This window comes from Halobellus ordinarius (assembly GCF_031823395.1).
In the GTDB taxonomy this organism is placed as follows: domain Archaea; phylum Halobacteriota; class Halobacteria; order Halobacteriales; family Haloferacaceae; genus Haloquadratum; species Haloquadratum ordinarius.
This window is the reverse complement of the sequence record NZ_JAVQKJ010000005.1, coordinates 38,173-56,889: the sequence shown is the minus strand read 5'-3', so window position 1 is coordinate 56,889 and position 18,717 is coordinate 38,173. Positions and strand designations below refer to the sequence as shown.

At 66.3% G+C, this 18,717-nt stretch carries 16 protein-coding genes; 12 read left to right on the top strand and 4 right to left on the bottom strand.

Features of this window, described 5'->3' with window-relative positions:
- Window positions 1–12: 12 nt before the first annotated feature.
- Window positions 13–1,035 (bottom strand): succinylglutamate desuccinylase/aspartoacylase family protein, encoded by a 1,023-nt coding sequence (locus tag RJT48_RS06835; RefSeq protein ID WP_311171522.1) that lies wholly within the window; start codon window positions 1,033–1,035, stop codon window positions 13–15.
- A 122-nt stretch (window positions 1,036–1,157) separates the two neighbouring features.
- Between RJT48_RS06835 and RJT48_RS06830 the strand changes: the two genes are divergently transcribed.
- The 5 genes from RJT48_RS06830 to RJT48_RS06810 all read left to right on the top strand — a co-directional run bounded on the left by RJT48_RS06830 (window position 1,158) and on the right by RJT48_RS06810 (window position 5,161).
- The gene (locus RJT48_RS06830; protein WP_311171521.1) at window positions 1,158–2,516 is read left to right on the top strand and encodes a putative ATP-dependent zinc protease; all 1,359 of its coding nucleotides are present in this window, start codon (window positions 1,158–1,160) and stop codon (window positions 2,514–2,516) included.
- 73 nt (window positions 2,517–2,589) lie between these two features.
- Window positions 2,590–3,687 carry a hypothetical protein gene (locus RJT48_RS06825; protein ID WP_311171519.1) on the top strand — a complete coding sequence of 366 codons (1,098 nt, stop codon included), beginning with the start codon at window positions 2,590–2,592 and terminating at the stop codon, window positions 3,685–3,687.
- Window positions 3,684–4,292 carry a DUF8135 domain-containing protein gene (locus tag RJT48_RS06820; protein WP_311171518.1) on the top strand — a complete coding sequence of 203 codons (609 nt, stop codon included), beginning with the start codon at window positions 3,684–3,686 and terminating at the stop codon, window positions 4,290–4,292. Before RJT48_RS06825 ends, RJT48_RS06820 begins: the two co-directional genes overlap by 4 nt.
- Window positions 4,293–4,325: 33 nt before the next feature.
- Window positions 4,326–4,655, top strand: a complete 330-nt coding sequence (locus RJT48_RS06815; protein ID WP_311171516.1) for a transcription factor S — start codon at window positions 4,326–4,328, stop codon at window positions 4,653–4,655.
- A 62-nt stretch (window positions 4,656–4,717) separates the two neighbouring features.
- Entirely contained in the window at window positions 4,718–5,161 is a 444-nt protein-coding gene (locus RJT48_RS06810; protein WP_311171515.1) for a hypothetical protein, read from the top strand.
- Window positions 5,162–5,180: 19 nt separating this feature from the next.
- On the opposite strand, the gene RJT48_RS06805 is transcribed toward RJT48_RS06810, so the two are convergent.
- Window positions 5,181–5,918 (bottom strand): alpha/beta hydrolase, encoded by a 738-nt coding sequence (locus RJT48_RS06805; RefSeq protein WP_311171513.1) that lies wholly within the window; start codon window positions 5,916–5,918, stop codon window positions 5,181–5,183.
- Window positions 5,919–5,978: 60 nt separating this feature from the next.
- On the opposite strand from RJT48_RS06805, the gene RJT48_RS06800 reads away from it, so the two are divergent.
- The 3 genes from RJT48_RS06800 to RJT48_RS06790 all read left to right on the top strand — a co-directional run bounded on the left by RJT48_RS06800 (window position 5,979) and on the right by RJT48_RS06790 (window position 9,763).
- On the top strand, window positions 5,979–6,800 hold the full coding sequence (locus tag RJT48_RS06800; protein ID WP_311171512.1) for a PspA/IM30 family protein: 822 nt from the start codon (window positions 5,979–5,981) through the stop codon (window positions 6,798–6,800).
- Between the two features lie 70 nt (window positions 6,801–6,870).
- On the top strand, window positions 6,871–8,142 hold the full coding sequence (locus tag RJT48_RS06795) for a DUF7972 family membrane protein (RefSeq protein WP_311171510.1): 1,272 nt from the start codon (window positions 6,871–6,873) through the stop codon (window positions 8,140–8,142).
- Between the two features lie 70 nt (window positions 8,143–8,212).
- Entirely contained in the window at window positions 8,213–9,763 is a 1,551-nt protein-coding gene (locus RJT48_RS06790; protein WP_311171509.1) for a glutamate-cysteine ligase family protein, read from the top strand.
- A 17-nt stretch (window positions 9,764–9,780) separates the two neighbouring features.
- Here RJT48_RS06790 and RJT48_RS06785 read toward each other — a convergent pair whose 3' ends face one another.
- Window positions 9,781–10,200 (bottom strand): DUF5820 family protein, encoded by a 420-nt coding sequence (locus tag RJT48_RS06785; RefSeq protein ID WP_311171507.1) that lies wholly within the window; start codon window positions 10,198–10,200, stop codon window positions 9,781–9,783.
- A gap of 360 nt (window positions 10,201–10,560) precedes the next feature.
- Here RJT48_RS06785 and RJT48_RS06780 point away from each other — a divergent pair, with 360 nt between their 5' ends.
- From RJT48_RS06780 to RJT48_RS06765, 4 genes are all read left to right on the top strand, one after another.
- Complete coding sequence (locus tag RJT48_RS06780) at window positions 10,561–12,630, top strand: PrkA family serine protein kinase (protein ID WP_311171506.1); 2,070 nt, start codon at window positions 10,561–10,563, stop codon at window positions 12,628–12,630.
- Window positions 12,631–12,754: 124 nt separating this feature from the next.
- Window positions 12,755–14,968 carry a PrkA family serine protein kinase gene (locus RJT48_RS06775; RefSeq protein ID WP_311171962.1) on the top strand — a complete coding sequence of 738 codons (2,214 nt, stop codon included), beginning with the start codon at window positions 12,755–12,757 and terminating at the stop codon, window positions 14,966–14,968.
- Complete coding sequence (locus tag RJT48_RS06770) at window positions 14,959–16,329, top strand: YeaH/YhbH family protein (protein WP_311171504.1); 1,371 nt, start codon at window positions 14,959–14,961, stop codon at window positions 16,327–16,329. The genes RJT48_RS06775 and RJT48_RS06770 overlap by 10 nt, the downstream gene beginning before the upstream one ends.
- A 43-nt stretch (window positions 16,330–16,372) precedes the next feature.
- Complete coding sequence (locus RJT48_RS06765; RefSeq protein ID WP_311171502.1) at window positions 16,373–18,388, top strand: SpoVR family protein; 2,016 nt, start codon at window positions 16,373–16,375, stop codon at window positions 18,386–18,388.
- 36 nt (window positions 18,389–18,424) lie between these two features.
- Here the strand turns inward: RJT48_RS06765 and RJT48_RS06760 are convergent, their stop codons facing one another.
- Complete coding sequence (locus tag RJT48_RS06760; protein ID WP_311171501.1) at window positions 18,425–18,700, bottom strand: ubiquitin-like small modifier protein 1; 276 nt, start codon at window positions 18,698–18,700, stop codon at window positions 18,425–18,427.
- Window positions 18,701–18,717: the final 17 nt, after the last annotated feature.

Genomic DNA, 18,717 nt, shown 5'->3' with positions numbered 1-18,717 from the left:
GCCGGGATTCGACTATCCGCTGTCGCCGTGGTCCGACTGCTCGCGCTCGACGACCTGCTGGACGTCGTCTTCGAGTTCGACCAGGTGACACAGCGGGTTGCCGGGATAGACCACCGGATTCTCCAGCACGCCCACGAGCAGGCCGGTGAACGGGGCAGTGACGGAGACGTTGTCGTCTTTGAACGGGTTCGTCAGCGTGCAGATTCGCTCGCCCTCGTGGACGAGAGAGCCTCGCTCGTGGTGCATATCGACGATCCCGCCCGCGTCGGCGCGGATCCACGTCTTCTCGCTGTCGTCGCCGATGACGGTCCGCCACCCCGGCCACCGGACGCCCGGTTCCGGACCCAGGCCGTACTCGGTGAAGACGCTCGCGACCCCCGCGAGTGCGTCGTCGATCAGCCCGCGCTGGAAGCGGTGTGCCTCGCCCATCTCGATGGTCACCGTCGGGATGCCGATCCGGGTGGCTTCGGTCCGCAGAATGCCGTCGCTGCCCTCGGTGTCGATGATCACGTTCGATCCGAAGGCTTTCGCGAGTCGCGCGACCTCGTCGTCGGACATGTCCGCGCGGACGTGGAGCATATTCGTCCGCCCGCGCGTGGACGTGTGGAAGTCGAGGCCGAAATCGCAGGGCGCGATGAAGTTGTCGAAGATCCGCGCCGCCATCCGCTTTGCGCTGGTCGACTCCTCGTCGCCGGGAAACGAGCGGTTCAGGTCGCGGTCGTAGATCGGGAGGTACCGCTGCTGTGCCAGGAATCCGGGGACGTTCATCACCGGGAGGCAGACGAGCGCGCCGGCGAGGTCCGAGAGGTCCCACTCGTGGGCGATCTCGCGGACGACCTCGATGCCGTTGAGTTCGTCGCCGTGGGCGGCCGCCGAGAGAAAGACGGTCGGGCCGTCCGCCTCGCCGTTGATGATGGTGACCGGAATCCGGATCGGATCCCCGAGGTACGTCTCGCTGATCCCGTATCTGAGGTTCTGTCGCTCCCCTGGTTCGACCTTCCCGCCGTTGTAGGTGAAGGTCGCGTCGGTGCTCATACCCCCTCTGGATCCCCCGGCGGCATAAGCGCTCTCAACCAGTATCGTGCTCGGGTGGCCGAAATTCACTACCGGACGGTCCCATCGGCACCTCTTTGAAACCGCAGGCGAGTATCACGAATATGTCCACCGACGGAGATCCGATTCGGGTTGGCGTCCTCTCGCTGCACAACAGCAAGGAGACGAAGGCGATTCTGAATGCGGTCGACGACCTCGGCCACGAGGGTATCTGGCTGCGCCGGGAGAACACGGCGATCAGCGTCGAGGACGGCGACGTCACAGTCGAACCCGAGGTCGACGTCGTCGCGAATCGGCTCTTGCTCTCGAACTCCCAGGAGCCGGCCGAACTGCTCGGACTCGCGACGACCTTCGAGCGGATCCGACCGATGCTCAACGACCCCGCCGCGGTGCTCACCGCGATCCACAAGTTCGCGACGGCGGCGACGCTCGCAAACTGGAACATCAAGGTCCCCGACGCGCTGCTCGCGCTCTCGAACGACCGACTGAACCGGGACCGGGCACGCTTCGGCGACGTCGGCGTCTACAAATCCGCGATCGGGACCCACGGCGGCGGCACCTGGAAGGTCGACCTCACGGAGCCGGTGAATCCGAAGGTCGGCAACAGACAGGCGTTCCTGCAGGACCTCATCGACAGAGACGAGGACGAACACCGCGACCTCCGCGTCTACGTCGTCGACGGGGAGATAGTCGGCGCGATGTACCGGTACGCGCCGGAGGGCGAGTGGCGCACGAACGTCGCGCTCGGCGGCGACGTCCTCGATGCCACGGAAGATCTGCCGACGGAGGCCAAGGAGACCGCCCTCTACGCCACGGAGGTGATGGGGCTGGACTACGTCGGTGTCGACCTCATCGAGGGCGACGACGGCTGGTTCGTCCTCGAAGTCAATCCGACGGCCGGATTCAAAGGGCTCTACGAGGCGACCGGTCACAGTCCAGCGCCGTACATCGCCAAACTGGCCATCGAGGAGGTCGGCGGGGCGGTCGACGACGAACGCGTCGAGGAGTTGTCGGCGACGCTCGATGACTCCCGTCCCGCGGGGATGCCACGGGTCGACACCACGCCGAGCGGCGACCGGCCGACGATCGGCTACATCGAGGAGGTCGTCGTCTCCGGGACGAGCGGGTCGACGCAGGCGAAGGCGAAATCCGACACCGGGGCGACGCGGACGAGCATCGACACCGGCCTGGCCGCCGAGATCGGCGCAGGACCCATCAAGAGTATGACCCGTATCCGCTCCGGGTCGATGAAATCCGGGAAGGCCCGCCCGGTCGTCGACCTGGTGATCGGGATCGGCGGCACCCAACACACTGTCACCGCGAGCGTCGAGGACCGCTCACACATGGACTATCCCCTGCTTCTCGGCCGCGACATCCTCGAACACTACCAGGTCGACGTCACGCGACGGGTCGACGAGACCGGTGCTGACGACGCAGAACGCGAAGAGGAGTTCTTAGAGTAGCGGTTCGTCCACGTGGGCGCTCGGGCGCACGCCCGGCAGTAATTTAAGTTACGACCACCCTACTTTCAGGTGAATGGGGACCGAGCGCATCGAAGAACTGCCGGACGAGCTCGAATCGTGGGTAGCGGAGCGAGCCGCGGCTGAAGGCATCCCACGCGAGGAGTACGTCCGCCGACTCCTCGCGGCCCACCGGGAAGTCGAGCGAGCCGAAGAGTCCCCCAATCGGATTGACGGATCCGGGAGCTTCCCGGGCGATGTTCCCCCGCTTTCCGTGCCGGAAGAGGGCAATCCCGTCCCGACTGACGGATCTGCCGTTGACCGGTCCGACTCGGAACTGGAGTCACTATCGACGGAGTTCGAAGAGCTGGCCGACCGCCTCGACGCCGTCGAAGCGGACCTCGACGAGAGGATCGGGGAACTCGAGGATCGCCTCGACGATGTCACGCGCGATACCGACCAGGACACGGCGTCGGCGATCGAGGCGCTCGCGGACGACGTCGAGGAACTGACCGCCCGCGTCAGCAGGCTCGAAGCGGACCTCGACGCGAAAATCAAAGACGTCAGAGAGCGGGTCATCCAGGTCAAACGCGAGACCGACGCGAAGGCGCCAGCCGAACACGACCATCCCGACCTGGAGCAGAAACTGCAGAGCGGGTTCGAGAACTACGAGACGATCCTCGAACACCTCACCGACCAAACCGACGAGCACGATGCGAAACTCGACGCGATCGCCGGCGCGATTGTCGACCTTCGGAAGCGTGCGGTCGCCCTAGAGCGCAGTTCCGCCGAGCGCGCTGCCGTTTCCGACCTCCACCGCGAGGCGAACCAGCTCGGCATCACGACGGCTGTCTGTGATTCCTGCGAGGAGAGCGTCAGCGTCGGACTGCTCGACGAACCGTACTGCCCGCACTGTGAGTCGTCGTTCGACGGCGTCGAACCGAAAAGCGGCTTCTTCGGCTCCCACCGGCTCACCGTCGGGGATCGGCCGGCGCTGGAGGCGGGCGATTCCGACGTGGACCCCGCGACCGACGGTTCCCCGGCCGACCTCGGTGGGCCGTTCGATACGGAGGGGGAGGGCGCTGATTCCGGTGTCGAGTCCTCGCAGAACGCTCATTCCTCGGACGACGGCGATGACACCCGCCACGGCTCCGAGGAGGGGTCCGAGGAATGAGCGACGAGGAGGCCGACGACGGGACTGATCGCTCCCGACCGTTCGACGAAACGGAAGCGGACGACCCGGCGGAATCGTCTGTGGCTGATCCCACGCTGAGTGATCAAACCGCGTCGGATCACAGTCGACCCCCCTCTGACGGGGCGGGCGAGCACGATCGTGCCGTCGACGGCGCCGCAGACGGCGAGGACGACGTCCCGCTCGCCGACCTGGCTCGTCGTATTTCCGACCGTAACTCGGAGGGTCCGGGGACGGTCGAACCGGAACCGGGAGAAGACGGAGCGACCGACGGCCCCTTCGAGGAGATGTCCGTCTCCGAGATCGACGAGGAGACGCTCTGGTCCTCGCTCGGCGCGGCGGACGACCCGACGGCGGGCGTCGGGATCGGCGAACCCGCGGAGCCGGTCTCCGAGAGCGACCGCGAAATCCGGGAGTACGTCGTCTCCAAAGCGAAATACTGCCAGAAGTGTCCCCATCTCTCGGACCCACCGAATCTGACCTGTACCCACGAGGGGACGGAGATCGTCGAAGTGGTCGACAGCGAGCACTTCCGCGTCCGGAACTGTCCGATCGTCGAGGACAACCGTGTCGGCGACGAAGGGTGAGACACTTGTGTCTCCCGCCCGGATTGGATAGTAATGCAGTTCTGCGACGAATGCGGTTCGATGATGGTCTCCCGTGACGGGACGATGGTCTGCACGAACGACGACTGCGGGGCGGAGGCCGAACAGGACGCCGAACGGGCCGCCGAGTTCGTCTCGACCGAGGAACAGACTCACGACGACGTGATCGAGACGACCGAAGACGCGAACTTCGAGGGCAAACCGACGGCCACGGACGTCGTCTGTGACGACTGTGGGAACCGGGAAGCCTGGTATACGATCAAGCAGACCGGTTCCGCCGACGAACCGCCGACGCGCTTCTTCAAGTGCACCGAATGTGGGCACCGGTGGCGCGGGTACAGCTGATACGGGCTGTCGTGACTCCATCCCGACGGTATCCTTTTGAACGACAGCGACGAACCCGGGCTATGGTCCCCTCTCTGCGTCTCCGCGGTCGCTTCCGTCCGTGGTACCTCCTCGACGTCGCTGGCTTCCTGTTCGGAGCGGGTAGCTCGCTCGAACGCACACTGGCTGGCGAACTCACGCGCAGTCCCGCGGCGATTGGCGCGATCACCCCGTTCGACGTCGTCGTCGCGGTCGCTTCGGGGCTGCTGGCGGTCGTCGTCCTCCGGTTCACGCTCGGAAACGTCTGGGCGTACGCGGTCGAGTACGCCAACGCGGGCGGCCGGTGGAGCGACCTCGCGTTTCTGGTTCCGGTCTGTGGTGGCGCGGCGGCGCTCGTCGTCGCGTACGTGACGACGTCGAATCTCGGGGCGGCCGCGTGGGCGGGATTTTGGATCTTCGCCGGCCTCGCAGCCGTCGTTGCGGTCGTGGCCTCTGTCGCCGCGGGCTACGCCGACGTTTCTGCCTGATACTGATTACTCTCACTGTTTACCGCCGAGCGCCACCCCCGTTGGCGGCGCTCGGCGGGAAGAGACGAGAGTAATCAGTATGAAGCGGTGGCGCCAGGAAGTCGGTGACTTCGGCCGCGACCGTACCGGCTTGCCCGACGAAGAAGTGGTCGGCGGCGAACTCGACGACCTGGTACCCCCGTTCGCGCGCAGCCTCAACGACCGGTATGACGTCGGCGACGTCGTCGCGGCTGCCGTAACAGATCTGGACCGGGATCTCCGTCGGTAGTTCGTCGAGGTCGGCGACGACGTCGATTCCGCCGAGGTCGCTGTCGTCCGGGGCCTCCGGGTTCGACCGTACGGTCCCGAGACGGGCGGGCGGCGCGAGTGCCGAGACGGCTGCGACCTCGGCGCCGCGGGCTGCAGCCGAGAGCGCGACCGCGCCGCCGAAACTGTAGCCGAACAGGCCGATGCGATCGTAACGCTCTCCCGCCCAGTCGACGGCGTTGAGCGCGTCGGTTCGCTCCCCTCGCCCCCCGTCCCAGGCGCCGTAGTCGAACCGGAGGCAGTCGACCCCCTCCGCGGACAGTGCCTCACTCACCGCCCGGAGGCGCTCGTCGGTTCGGTTCCCACCGTGCTGGGGGTGCGGCGGACACGCGACGACGCAGGCAGCGTGCTCGCCCGCCTCGTTTGCCGAGTTCGACGCCGAGCGCGCGCCGGCGACATCGAGCGTCCCGCGGGCGTCGCGGCCGCCCGGGAGGAAGACAGTCTCGGCCATTCGAGTGGCCGGGGGTTCGGCACGGGAGGTTTTAATTCCGGCGCCCCTAACGTGGCGTATATGGGAATTCTCTCACGCGCGTCCTACGTCGTCCGCTCGAAGGTGAACGCCCTCCTCAATCGCGCGGAGGACCCGACCGAAACGCTCGATTACTCCTACGAGCAGATGCGCGACGAACTGCAGGACGTCAAACAGGGCATCGCCGATCTGACAACCCAGAAGAAGCGCCTGGAGATCCAGAAGCGACGCTTAGAGGAGAACGTCGAGAAACACAACGAACAGGCCCGCGAAGCCGTGCGCCAGGACCGCGACGACCTCGCGCGGCAGGCGCTCGAAAAGAAGCAGGCGAAGATGTCCCAGATCGAGGAGTTGGAGGGGCAGATCGCCGACCTCCAGGGGACGCAGGAGGACCTCGTCGAGAAGAAGAACGAACTCCAGAACCGCATCGAGGAGTTCCGGACGAAAAAGGAGACGATGAAAGCGCGGTACGAGGCCGCGGAGGCGTCCTCGCGCGTCTCGGAGGCGATGACGGGCGTCGGCGACGAGATGAGCGACGTCTCACGGGCGATCGAACGGGCCGAAGAGCGGACCGACGAGATGGAGGCCCGCTCGGAAGCGATGGACGAACTCGTCGACACGGGCGCCTTCGACGACGCGCTCTCCGATAAGGACAGTATCGACCGCGAACTCGAAAGCGGGCGAACGAGCGCCGAGGTCGACACGGAACTCGAGACGCTCAAAAGCGAGATGGGCGAGCCAGCCGAGGAGGAAGAGGGGGGCAGCGACGCGGAGGCCGAAACCGAGGTCGACGCCGCTGATCTCGACGTCGCCGACTCCGAGGTCGAAGCCGAACTTGAGGAACTGAAAGACGACGAGAACTAAACCCGACCGCGTAGTCCATTCCTGTGCCACACGGGGCTGTGATCGGCGGTACACTGTCACAGCAGTCCGTATGAGACGGCCCGGGGATGCGGTCGGAGCCGACGAGCGCCCCGAGAGAACTGCGATGGACACGGAAGCCACTTCGACGGACGAAGAACCGAGCGACACGATGCAGCGGCGGGGCGAGGAGAGCACCCTGAAGCTCTGGATCCTGTTGGAGGCGAACCGGTGGGCCGTCGCCGCGGCCGTCCTCTGTGTGTTCGTTCTCGGCACGCTCGGATCCGCCGCTGTCCTCCCGCACCGGGTCCTCCTGGAGTCGGGGGATCCGGTCGAGACGCTGTTTCAGGCGCTCGTGACGGCGACGGTCACGAGCGTGACGCTCGTCGTCTCGATCAACTCGCTCGTGCTCTCGCAGGAACTCGGGCCGCTCGGCGACCAGCGCGAGCGGATGGAGGGCGCGATGTCGTTCCGGCGGGACGTCGAGGACGAACTCGGGATCGACGTGGCGGCCCCGACGCCCGCGGCGTTTCTGCGGGAACTAGTCGCGGCCGTGGGAGAGCGGGCGCGGTCTCTCTCTGCGGCCGCCGACGCGGATAGAAGCGACGACGTCGAGCGTGTCGCAGACTACGCGGGGGATCTCCGACGGCACGCCGACTCGGTCGAAGCGGAGCTCGAGGGCGAGGAGTTCGGAACCTTCGGCGTGCTGTCGGCCGCGCTGAACTTCAACTACTCGTGGAAGATCTACGAGGCACGGAAACTGCGGGCGCTATTCGCGGACGGGGACGAACCGACGACGACGGACGGGGCGACAACCGAGTCGACGACGACGGACGGGGCGACAGATGGAACGACAACCGAACCGACGACGACGGACGGGGCGACAGATGGGACGACAACCGAACCGACGACGACCGATAAATCGACTGGCGAGAGGGACGCCTCGGACACGCCCGAGAGCCGCCGGGACCTGTCCGCGGCGCTCGACGACGTCGTGGCCGTGCTGATGCTTTTCGGTCCGGCCAGAGAACACGTCAAGACGCTGTACTTCCAGTGGGAACTGGTCGATCTCTCCCGCGCGATGCTGTACAGCGGCGTCCCGGCGCTCCTGGTCGGGACGAACCTGCTTCTCTTTCACGGCGCGCTGTCCGGGTTTTTGGCGACGGCACTCGGGCTTCCACACTACGTCTGGATCGTCGCGGTCGCGGCGGCGGTCACCATCGCTCCGTTCGCGGTCCTGCTGTCGTTCGTCCTGCGGATCGGGACGGTCGCAAAGCGGACGCTCTCGATCGAACCGCTCATCCTGCGGACGACCGGCGCCGACGGCGACGACCGGGGCTCCTGAGTGAAATCCGGGACCGACGGGAGCCCCGAGCCGACAGTATCAGTATCCGTCGGCTTGGATGGGGAAGGTAATGACGGAGACGATCGATGCCGTGCGGGCGGCGCTCGACGCCGAGAGACGCGACGCGTTCGAGCGCCGCGTCCAGCGCGAGGCCGATTCGTTACGGGAGGACGTCGCTGCCGGCCGCTACGACGCTTCTGACTTCGCGGTCGGTATGGAACTGGAAGCCTACGTGGTCGACGACGCGACCCAACTCGCTGAAGCGCCGGAGGAACTGTTCGACATCGACGGCTGCAGCCCGGAGCTCGGCGTCCACAACCTGGAACTTCACACGGCGCCGGACGTGCTCTGTGATACCGGCATCAGACGGCAGTTCGACGAACTCTCCGGGGTCGAATCGCAGGTCAGGGACGCTCTCGGCGCGGTCGATAGGCGGCTGGTGCTGGACGCGATGTGGACGATTCCGCCGGCGGAGGGCACCCGGACGTATCTCGGCGCGGGAACCGAAACCGACGGCATCTTTCTGGCGGAGAACATGCGTCCGGTCCCGCGGTATCTCGCCCTCGACGGGGAGATCCGCGAGCGGAACGGCGGGCAGATCACGCTGGATCTGCCCGGCTTCGAGTCAGCGGACTCGATGCTGGTCGAGTCGCTGGCGACCTCGATGCAGCCGCACTTGCAGATTCCGGACCCCTCGGCCGTGCCGCGGTATCTGAACGTCGCCACGCGGACGATGGGACCGATCCTCTCGCTTTCGGCGAATTCGCCGTTGCTGCCGGCCGATCTGTACCGCGATGACGACGCCGATCTCCTGGATCGAACGCCGCACGAACTCCGCATTCCCATCTTCGAGCGCTCGGTCGACGAAGGATCGGAAAAGTGCCGCGTCGCCCGCGACGTCGACGATATCGGGGAACTGATCGGGCGGATCGCCGACGATCCGACGCTCGTCGCGCCGCCGGATCTCGGAGACGACGAAGCGGCGGACGAGGGATCGAAAGGGGACGACAGCGAGGAACGGTACCCCGCGTTCGGCGCCAAGCGCGGGACGTACTGGCGCTGGGTGCGGCCGGTCTTCGGCGGCGACGTGCCGCGCACCCCCGACGGCGAGGTGTCGCCGAACGCGGACGGCGCATCTGTCCGTATCGAGTACCGGCCGCTGCCGACCCAGCCGACACTCCGGGACACCGTCGGCGTCCAGGCGCTCGTCGTGGGCGTGCTCTGCGGCGTCGACGCGGCCGACCACCCGCTCGCGACGCTCCCGTGGGCGGACGCCCGCGATTCCTTCTACGCCGCGGTCGACGACGGACCCGACGCCGACTTACACTGGGTGACGCGCGACGGTGAGCGGACCTCCGCGACGCCCCGGATCTACGACGAACTGTTCTCGCTGGCACGGCGCGGACTGGCGGATCTCGGCGTCGGCAGCGAGACGATCGAATGGGCGCTCGCGCCGATCGCGGAGCGCCGTGAGACGACCCATACGTCGCCGAGCGCGTGGAAGCGGGCGCAGGTCCGCGAGGCGCTCGATGCGGGCGCGACAGTCCCCGAGGCGATCCGCGAGATGCAGACGGCCTACGTCGAGCGGGCCGCAAGTGACACGCCCTTCGCGCGCTGGTAGTCGGCCGGCGCCCGGACCTACGCTTCGCCGCCCAGTACCGCATCGAGTTGTGCGAAGTACGACTCCCGGGGCACCTGATACGGCTCCCGGTAGTCGATCTCGCCGTCGGCAAACCGCCGCCCGAGGTCGTTGGCCCCCTCGACGGCGGCCTCGCGACTCTCGTACGAGTCGACGACCGCCTCGATCTCCGGTTCGAGCGTCAGCACGACGTGCCAGGTGTCGGTTGGGACGCGCGAGGCACCCGGTCTTTGCGCGCGCGAGCGATTCGAGATCATAATCGTCGGAATACACTCGGCCGGGAGATCGTTGTCCTCGTTGAAGACGTCCGGGCGGAACACGAGGATTCGACGTCCCCGCGGCTCGTCGTTCCAGAGCGTCCATCCCGGGGGCGGCGCATCCGCTTCGTCGCGCTCGGCTGTGTCGTCGGAACCGTCCATACAGCCCATTCATCGCCGCTCGTACAAACCCGTTCTGTCGGCCGGGGCCACATAGTCGTGACTCCGTCCCGCAATTTAGGACTGATCTCGAAGGAAGGCTTATGTGTGTCGATCACTCACACACGTCTCGTCTCGGTCAATCGGATCGAGCGACTACCCGCACACGCACTGCCCGACCGCCTCGACGTTCTGTCGCCCGTCGCCGTCCCGTCGCCGTCGTTCCGCGATGACCCGTTGCGCGTGTGCTGCCGTGGTACGTGAACACGTACCATATAGGGCCGCGAGCGCACGGCCCCGTCGTGCGCTGACGCCCCGTCGGTGCGACGGGGACGCGGCGTCGCTCCCCGGGACGGACAAACAATGAACGGTGACAGAGCAACCCTCGAATCCCTGAGTCGGCAGTACAAGGAGTCGGTGCCCGAGGACCTCCGCGAAGCCAAGCGCTTCGAGTGGTACCTCGACGCCGTGTACGACGACCCCAAAATCGCGCGCAACGCCCACCAGCGTGTGGCGGATATGTTCGACCATTACGGCACCGACTACGACGAGGACGCCGGCGTCGTCGAGTACCGGATGGCCTCGGAGGATCCCCTCCACGACGGTGAGAATACCTTCTACGGCCGGGAGGTCCACGAGTCGATCCACGAGTTCGTCAACAAGGTGAAATCCGGCGCCCGAGGACTGGGGCCGCAAAAGCGGATCAAACTCCTCCTCGGGCCGGTCGGCTCCGGGAAGTCACACTTCGATTGGATGGTCCGCCGGTACTTCGAGGATTACACCACGAAGGACGCCGGCCGGATGTACACCTTCCGCTGGACGGACCTCTGCGACGTGATCCGCGATCAGGATCCCGACGACGACGTCGTCCGCTCGCCGATGAACCAGGATCCGCTGGTGTTGCTCCCGCAAGAACAGCGCGACGGCGTCATCGGACGGCTCAACGACCGCCTGGACGCGCCCTACACCATCCGGAACGACCAGACGCTCGATCCGGCCTCGGAGTTCTACCTCGATTCGCTGCTTGCCCACTACGGCGACGACCTCCGTGCCGTCTTGGAGAACCACGTCGAGATCGTCCGGCTTGTCGCTTCCGAGAACAAGCGACAGTGCGTCGAGACGTTCGAGCCGAAAGACAAGAAGAACCAGGACGAGACCGAACTGACCGGCGACGTCAACTACTCGAAACTCGCGGTCTACGGCGAGTCTGACCCCCGGGCGTTCGACTACGCGGGCGCGTTCTGCAACGCCAACCGGGGACTGTTCTCCGGCGAGGAACTGCTGAAACTCCAGCGGGAGTTCCTCTATGACTTCCTGCACGCCTCCCAGGAGCAGACGATCAAACCGAAGAACAACCCCCGGATCGACATCGACCAGGTGATCGTCGGCCGGACGAACATGCCCGAGTACCGCGAGAAGAAGGGCGACGAGAAGATGGAGGCGTTCAACGACCGGACGAAGCGGATCGACTTCCCGTACATCCTCGAATACGACGAGGAGGCCGAGATCTACCGGAAGATGCTCCGGAACGCCGACGTCCCCGATATGCACATCGAACCGCACGCCCTGGAGATGGCGGGGCTGTTCGGCGTTCTCACCCGCATCACCGAACCGGACGGGAGCGTCGCGCTCGTTCAGAAGGCCAAGGCCTACAACGGCGAGATCGACGACGGCGACGACATCGACGTCCGGAAACTCCGGGAGGGCGGCGAGACGAAGGCCGACATCGCCGAGGGGATGGAGGGCGTCTCCGCGCGGTTCATCGGCGACGAGATCGCCGAGGCCATTATGGATTCGACCCACCGTGGGCGGTCGTACCTGTCGCCGCTCACGGTGTTCTCTCACTTCGAGGCCAACCTGGAGAACCACGGGTCGATCCCGGAGGACAACCTCGATCGGTACTACCGCTACCTCGAACTCGTCCGCGAGGAGTACAAGGAACGCGCGATAGAGGACGTCAGACACGCCCTCGCCTACGACATCGACGAGATCCAGCGACAGGGCGAGAAGTACATGGACCACGTGATGGCCTACATCGACGACGACACTGTCGAGGACGAACTCACGGGGCGCGACCAGGACCCCGACGAGACGTTCCTCCGGTCGGTCGAGGAGAAACTCGAAATCCCCGAAGACCGGAAGAACGACTTCCGCCAGGAGGTTTCGAACTGGGTCTCCCGCCGGGCCCGCGACGGCACCTCCTTCGACCCGCAGGACAACGACCGCCTCCGGCGCGCCTTAGAGCGCAAACTCTGGGAAGACAAAAAGCACAACATCAACTTCTCGGCGCTGGTCAGCGCCAACGACCTCGACGACGACGAACGGAGCGCGTGGATCGACGCGCTGATCGAGCAGGGGTACTCCCCGGAGGGCGCACGCGAGGTGCTCGAGTTCGCCGGCGCGGAGGTGGCAAAGAGCGAACTCGAGGAGTGAGCCGATGACCGCAAACTCCTACCCTGGCCCCGGTTCCGACCCCAGTTCGGGGTCGGGCCCCGACGCCGCGCGGGACTACGTCGAGGCCGCCGACGACCACCTCCGCGGCACCTACGAGGAGCCGATGAGCCTCGCAGAGTACGTCGACGCCGCCTTCGAGCGACCGTCGGTCGCCGCTCACGCCTCGAAGTACCTGCTGGACGCGATCGAATCGATGGGCACGCGGACGGTCCTCGAAGAAGGGGAGACCCGCGAGCGGTACCGCTTCTTCGACGACCCCGAGAACGACGGCGAACACGCCGTCCTCGGCAACACGGAGGTGCTGAACCGATTCGTCGACGACCTCAGGACCATCGCGGCCGACCGGGGGAAATCGGAGAAGATCCTCTGGTTCGACGGCCCGACTGCGACGGGGAAATCCGAACTGAAACGCTGCTTGGTCAACGGGTTGCGCGCGTACTCGAAGACGCCGGCCGGCCGGCGCTACACGGTCGAGTGGAACATCGCCGCCGCGGACGACACCCGCGGCCTCTCGTACGGCGGCGAGACGACCGCCACCGACCGGGAATCCGACTGGTACGAGAGCCCGGTCCAGTCGCACCCGCTGTCGGTGTTCCCGCCGAGCGTGCGCGGGGAGTTGCTGTCGGCGCTGAATCGCGAAGCCGACGGCCACGTCCCGATCACGGTCGCGGAGGAACTCGATCCGTTCAGTCGGGAGGCCTACGACTATCTGGAAGAGCAGTACCGGCGAGACGGGACGCGGGACCTGTTTTCGGCGGTGACCGACCCCGCTCATCTCCGGGTGAAAAACTACGTCGTCGACGTCGGTCGGGGGATCGGCGTCCTCCACTCCGAGGACGACGGCACGCCCAAGGAACGGCTCGTCGGGTCGTGGATGCCGGGGATGCTCCGCGAACTCGACTCCCGGGGGCGGAAGAACCCGCAGGCCTTCAGCTACGACGGCGTGCTCTCGCAGGGCAACGGACTCCTGACGGTCGTCGAGGACGCCGCCCAGCACGCGGATCTGCTTCGGAAGCTCCTCAACGTCCCCGACGAGGGCCGCGTGAAACTGGACAAGGGCATCGGGATGGACGTCGACACGCAACTCGTCATCATCTCGAACCCCGACCTCGACGCCGAACTCGATAAGTACGCCGACCGGAACGGCCGCGATCCGCTGAAGGCCCTGAAACGCCGGCTGGACAAACACGAGTTCCGGTACCTCACGAACGTCTCCCTCGAGGCGGAGCTGATCCGCCGGGAACTCACAGCGGAGACGACCGTCTGGGCCGTCGACGACGAGGAGGAACTCCGCGAGCGGGTCCGCGCACCCCTCTCGATCGACGTTCGCAGCGGGAAGGGAACGGTCCGGGCCCGGGAACTGGCACCGCACGCGGTCGAGGCCGCGGCGATGTACAGCGTCCTCACGCGGCTCGACGCCGAGGACGTGCCGGCGGGCTATGACCTTCTCGACAAAGCGTTGCTCTTCGACTTCGGCTACCTCCGGGAGGACGACGGCCGAACCTCGATGGAGGAGTTCGAGTTCGACAGCGACGACGAGGGGATCCACGGGATCCCCGTGACCTTCACGCGCGACGTCATCGCCGATCTGTTACACGAGGACACCGAGCGGCGGCACGCCGACCTCGACGTCCAGCGCGTCGTGCTGCCCGAGGACGTGCTCGATGCGATGGCCGACGGACTGGGGAACGCACCCGTCTTCTCCCGCTCGGAACGCGCCGAGTACGAGGGCCGGGTGTCGATGGCGAAGGCGTACGTCCGCGACAGACAGGAGACCGACGTGCTCGCGGCGCTGCTCTCGGAGCACTCCGTCGAGCGTGAAACCGTCGCCGAGTACGTCGAACACGTCTACGCGTGGGACGGCGACGAGCAGGTCGAAACCGAGCGCGGGCCGGCGGATCCGGATCCGCTTTTGATGAAGCTCTTCGAGACCGAACAGCTCGGCCGGTTCGGCGACGGCGACTACCGCGGCAACGAGCCGAAAGAGCGCGTCGAGGAGTTCCGACGCGAGCGGATCATCACCGCACTGAACCGCTATGCGTGGCAGAACCGCGACGAGGGGTTCACCGTCGACGACGTCGATCTCACCGAGATCCCCGTGATCCGCTCGGTGCTGGACACCTACGACTGGGACGACGTCCGCCGGCTCTACGAGGATTTCGACCCGGCACACTGGGAGGACCCGCCGGAAAACACCGAAACCGAACGGCTGAAGGAACGGACTATCGCGGAACTGACCGATCGGGGCTACACGCCCGCCTCGGCGGAGTTGACAAGCCGCGCGGTGATGCGCGAGGTGAGACACCGATGGGACTGAGAGAGGACCTCGAACGGTTCAGGGAAGTCGGCGAGGAACGGCGCGAGGACCTCGAATCGTTCATCCGCTACGGCGACCTCAGCGGCTCGAACGCCGACCACATCGAGATTCCCATCAAGGTCGTCGACCTGCCGGAGTTCACCTACGACCAACTCGACCGCGGCGGCGTCGGCCAGGGCGACGGCGACACGCCGGACGTCGGCCAGCCGGTCGGCCAGCCCGAGCCACAGCCCGGTGACGGCGACGGCGACGAGGACAGCGAGGGGGAACCGGGCGAGGAAGGCGGCGACCACGGGTACTACGAGATGGACCCCGAGGAGTTCGCCGAAGAACTCGACGAGGAACTCGGCCTGGATCTCGAACCGAAGGGCAAGGAAGTGATCGAGGAGATCGAGGGCGACTTCACCGACGTCACCCGCACGGGTCCGAACAGCACGCTCGACTTCGAGCGACTGTTCAAGCGCGGCCTCAAGCGGAAGCTCGCGACCGACTTCGACGAGTCGTTCGTCCGCGAGGCGATGAAGGTCGACGGCGCGACGCCCCGCTCGGTGTTCCAGTGGTGTCGCGAGCAGAACATCCTCGTGTCGCTGTCGTGGATCGAGGCCCAGTGGGACGAAATCGACGACGCCGAACGCGGCCGCTGGGACTCCTTCGAGGAGATGGCAGAGACCGTCGAGCGCACGACCACAGTCCAGCGGATCCGCCGCGACGGATTGAAGCAGATCCCCTTCCGCCCGGACGACGAGCGGTACCGCCACCCGGAGATCGAGGAGAAAAAGCAGAAGAACGTCGTCGTCGTCAACGTCCGCGACGTATCGGGGTCGATGCGCGAGACCAAACGCGAACTCGTCGAGCGGACGTTCACGCCGCTTGATTGGTATCTCCAGGGGAAATACGACAACGCGGAGTTCGTCTACATCGCCCACGACGCCGACGCCTGGGAGGTCGACCGCGAGGACTTCTTCGGCATCCGCTCGGGCGGCGGGACGCGGATCTCCAGCGCCTACGAACTTGCAAAGGAGATCCTCGAAGCGGAGTACCCGTGGGCGGAGTGGAACCGGTACGTCTTCGCCGCGGGCGACTCGGAGAACTCCTCGAACGATACCACGGAGAACGTCGTCCCGCTGATGGCGGAGATCCCCGCGAACCTCCACGCGTACGTGGAGACCCAGCCCGGCGGCACCGCGATCAACGCGACGCACGCCGAGGAGGTCGCGCGGGCGTTCTCCGACCGGGACAACGTCGTCGTCGCGTCCGTGGGGTCGCCCGAGGATGTCACTGACGCGATCTACCGGATCCTGCAGCCGGAATCGAAGACGACCGCGCCGACCGACGCGTCAGACGCGCCGGAGGCATCGTGATGCAGCCGACCACAACACCGCGACAGCACTCAAGGAGACGACGATGACCGCACGACCACGACGCTTCAGACGGGCGGCACGCGAGGAGGCCGAGCGGCTCGAAGAGCCGGTGCGGGAGGCCGCCGCGCTGGCCCGAAAGCTCGGCCTCGACCCCTACCCGGTGAACTACTGGATCGTCGACCACGACGAGATGAACGAACTCATCGCCTACGGGGGGTTCCAGACCCGATACCCGCACTGGCGCTGGGGGATGACCTACGACCGCCAGAAGAAGCAAGACCAGTTCGGGATGGGCAAAGCCTTCGAGATCGTCAACAACGACGACCCGAGCCACGCCTTCCTGCAGGAGTCGAACTCGCTGGCCGACCAGAAGGCGGTCATCACTCACGTCGAGGCCCACGCGGACTTCTTCCACAACAACGAGTGGTTCAGCCGCTTCTCGGGCGACGGCGACCTCGACGCGGCCGCGATGCTGGAGCGACACGCCGAGACGATCGAGCGGTACATCGATGATCCGGACGTCGACCGCGAGGATGTCGAGCGCTTCGTCGACGCCGTCACCTGCCTGGAAGACACGATCGACCAGCACTGGCCGCTGTCCGTCGACAGGGGCGGCGAGCGAACCCGGCCAGAGGACCTCCGCGACCGGCTCGAGGAGATGGACGTCTCCGAGACGGTCCGGGGGGAGGTCTTCGACGACGAGTGGCTCGACGAACTCGCCGAGTCGGAGGCGGCCGCCGCCGATCTGGACCGTCCCCGGACGGACGTGCTCGGCTTCCTCAGAGAGCACGGAACGGTCTACGACGAGGAGGACGGCGAGGCCGTCGAGATGGAAGCCTGGCAGAAGGACATCCTGGATCTGCTCCGCCGGGAGGCGTACTACTTCGCCCCGCAGAAGATGACGAAGACCATGAACGAAGGCTGGGCGGCCTTCTGGGAATCGATGATGATGGGCGAAGAGCGCTTCGCCGGCACCGACGAGTTCCTCACCTACGCCGACCACCAGGCCCGGGTGCTGGGCTCGCCGGGGATGAACCCCTACAAACTCGGCAAGGAGCTGTGGGAGTACGTCGAGAACACCGCCAACCGCCGGGAGGTGGCCGACAAGCTGCTCCGCGTCGAGGGCATCACCTGGCGGAACTTCCACGACGCCGTCGACTTCGAGCGCGTGCAGTCACTTCTGGAGCCCCCGGAGGCGATCGATGCGATCCGAAGCGACACCCTCGATGATCTCGCGGCGCTCCCCGACGACGACCCGCGGGTCGACTGGGAGACGCTGGATCGGGCGCTGTCTGATCCCGACGCGGTCGACGTCGACCGCTACCCGTGGAAGGTCCTCACCTACGAAGGCCTCGCCGAGCGGCATTTCTCGCTCGTGAAACCCCAGAATAGGGGATTCATCCGCAGGATTCGGCGTTCGGAACTCGAACAGCTGTCGCGGTATATGTTCGACGACACGAAGTACGAGAGCGTAGAGGCGGCGATCGACGACGTCGACAAAACCGCCGGCTGGGACCGGATGGCGGAGATCAGAGAGAGCCACAACGACGTGACGTTCGTCGACGCGTTCCTCTCTGCGGAGTTCGTCGAAGCGAACGACTACTTCACCTACGAGTACACGCGGTCGACCGGCGACTTCCGCGTCGCCTCGACGGACCCCGAGGACGTGAAGAAGAAGCTCCTCCTGCAGTTCACCAACTTCGGGAAACCGACGATTGCGGTGTTCGACGACAACTTCGAGAACCGCGGCGAAATCCTGTTGGGGCACCGGTACAACGGGATTATGCTCGACCTCGAGGAGGCCCGGGACGTCCTCGAACGCGTCCACGAACTGTGGGGCCGGCCGGTGAACCTGATGACGATCCGCAAGGAGTACGACGACCACGAGGTCGAGGTCGCCCGCCGGCGCAATCGCGAACCGGAACCGAACGAGGTCGGGGTCCGGATCCGCTACGACGGCGACGCCTTCGAGGAACACGACCTCGACCCCGAACTGGAGGCGCGGATCGAGGCCGCCGACGTCGACTACGACACGAAGCCCGACGAGTGGCTGTCGTAGGCGAGTCCGGCGCTGTCGCTGTCTTTCTCTCGCCCGCTATCGCGCGCCGCCGGTGACCGGCGGGAACATCGCGAGTTCGTCTTCGGCCTCCACCGGGTCGGAGAGCGACGCGGGCGAGCCGTTCCGCATCAGGTTCACGTCCTCGGCCAGGGCGTCGCCGTCGAACACGCGGTCGCGAAGGGCTTCGCGGTCGGCCAGCAGCGCAGCGAGTGCGTCTTCGACGACCGCGTCGGATTCGATCGAGACGGTGTGGTCCCGACCGTCCGCGACCTCGGCCAGATCCGCAAACAGTCGCCAGGTAACCGTGTGCATACTCCCACTCGCGGGCC

What these genes read in the sequence shown, in the direction of transcription:
- RJT48_RS06835 (WP_311171522.1), bottom strand. Translation starts at nt 1,035, where the DNA reads ATGAGCACCGACGCGACCTTCACCTACAACGGCGGGAAGGTCGAACCA.
- RJT48_RS06830 (WP_311171521.1), top strand. Translation starts at nt 1,158, where the DNA reads ATGTCCACCGACGGAGATCCGATTCGGGTTGGCGTCCTCTCGCTGCAC.
- RJT48_RS06825 (WP_311171519.1), top strand. Translation starts at nt 2,590, where the DNA reads ATGGGGACCGAGCGCATCGAAGAACTGCCGGACGAGCTCGAATCGTGG.
- RJT48_RS06820 (WP_311171518.1), top strand. Translation starts at nt 3,684, where the DNA reads ATGAGCGACGAGGAGGCCGACGACGGGACTGATCGCTCCCGACCGTTC.
- RJT48_RS06815 (WP_311171516.1), top strand. Translation starts at nt 4,326, where the DNA reads ATGCAGTTCTGCGACGAATGCGGTTCGATGATGGTCTCCCGTGACGGG.
- RJT48_RS06810 (WP_311171515.1), top strand. Translation starts at nt 4,718, where the DNA reads ATGGTCCCCTCTCTGCGTCTCCGCGGTCGCTTCCGTCCGTGGTACCTC.
- RJT48_RS06805 (WP_311171513.1), bottom strand. Translation starts at nt 5,918, where the DNA reads ATGGCCGAGACTGTCTTCCTCCCGGGCGGCCGCGACGCCCGCGGGACG.
- RJT48_RS06800 (WP_311171512.1), top strand. Translation starts at nt 5,979, where the DNA reads ATGGGAATTCTCTCACGCGCGTCCTACGTCGTCCGCTCGAAGGTGAAC.
- RJT48_RS06795 (WP_311171510.1), top strand. Translation starts at nt 6,871, where the DNA reads ATGAGACGGCCCGGGGATGCGGTCGGAGCCGACGAGCGCCCCGAGAGA.
- RJT48_RS06790 (WP_311171509.1), top strand. Translation starts at nt 8,213, where the DNA reads ATGACGGAGACGATCGATGCCGTGCGGGCGGCGCTCGACGCCGAGAGA.
- RJT48_RS06785 (WP_311171507.1), bottom strand. Translation starts at nt 10,200, where the DNA reads ATGGACGGTTCCGACGACACAGCCGAGCGCGACGAAGCGGATGCGCCG.
- RJT48_RS06780 (WP_311171506.1), top strand. Translation starts at nt 10,561, where the DNA reads ATGAACGGTGACAGAGCAACCCTCGAATCCCTGAGTCGGCAGTACAAG.
- RJT48_RS06775 (WP_311171962.1), top strand. Translation starts at nt 12,755, where the DNA reads ATGAGCCTCGCAGAGTACGTCGACGCCGCCTTCGAGCGACCGTCGGTC.
- RJT48_RS06770 (WP_311171504.1), top strand. Translation starts at nt 14,959, where the DNA reads ATGGGACTGAGAGAGGACCTCGAACGGTTCAGGGAAGTCGGCGAGGAA.
- RJT48_RS06765 (WP_311171502.1), top strand. Translation starts at nt 16,373, where the DNA reads ATGACCGCACGACCACGACGCTTCAGACGGGCGGCACGCGAGGAGGCC.
- RJT48_RS06760 (WP_311171501.1), bottom strand. Translation starts at nt 18,700, where the DNA reads ATGCACACGGTTACCTGGCGACTGTTTGCGGATCTGGCCGAGGTCGCG.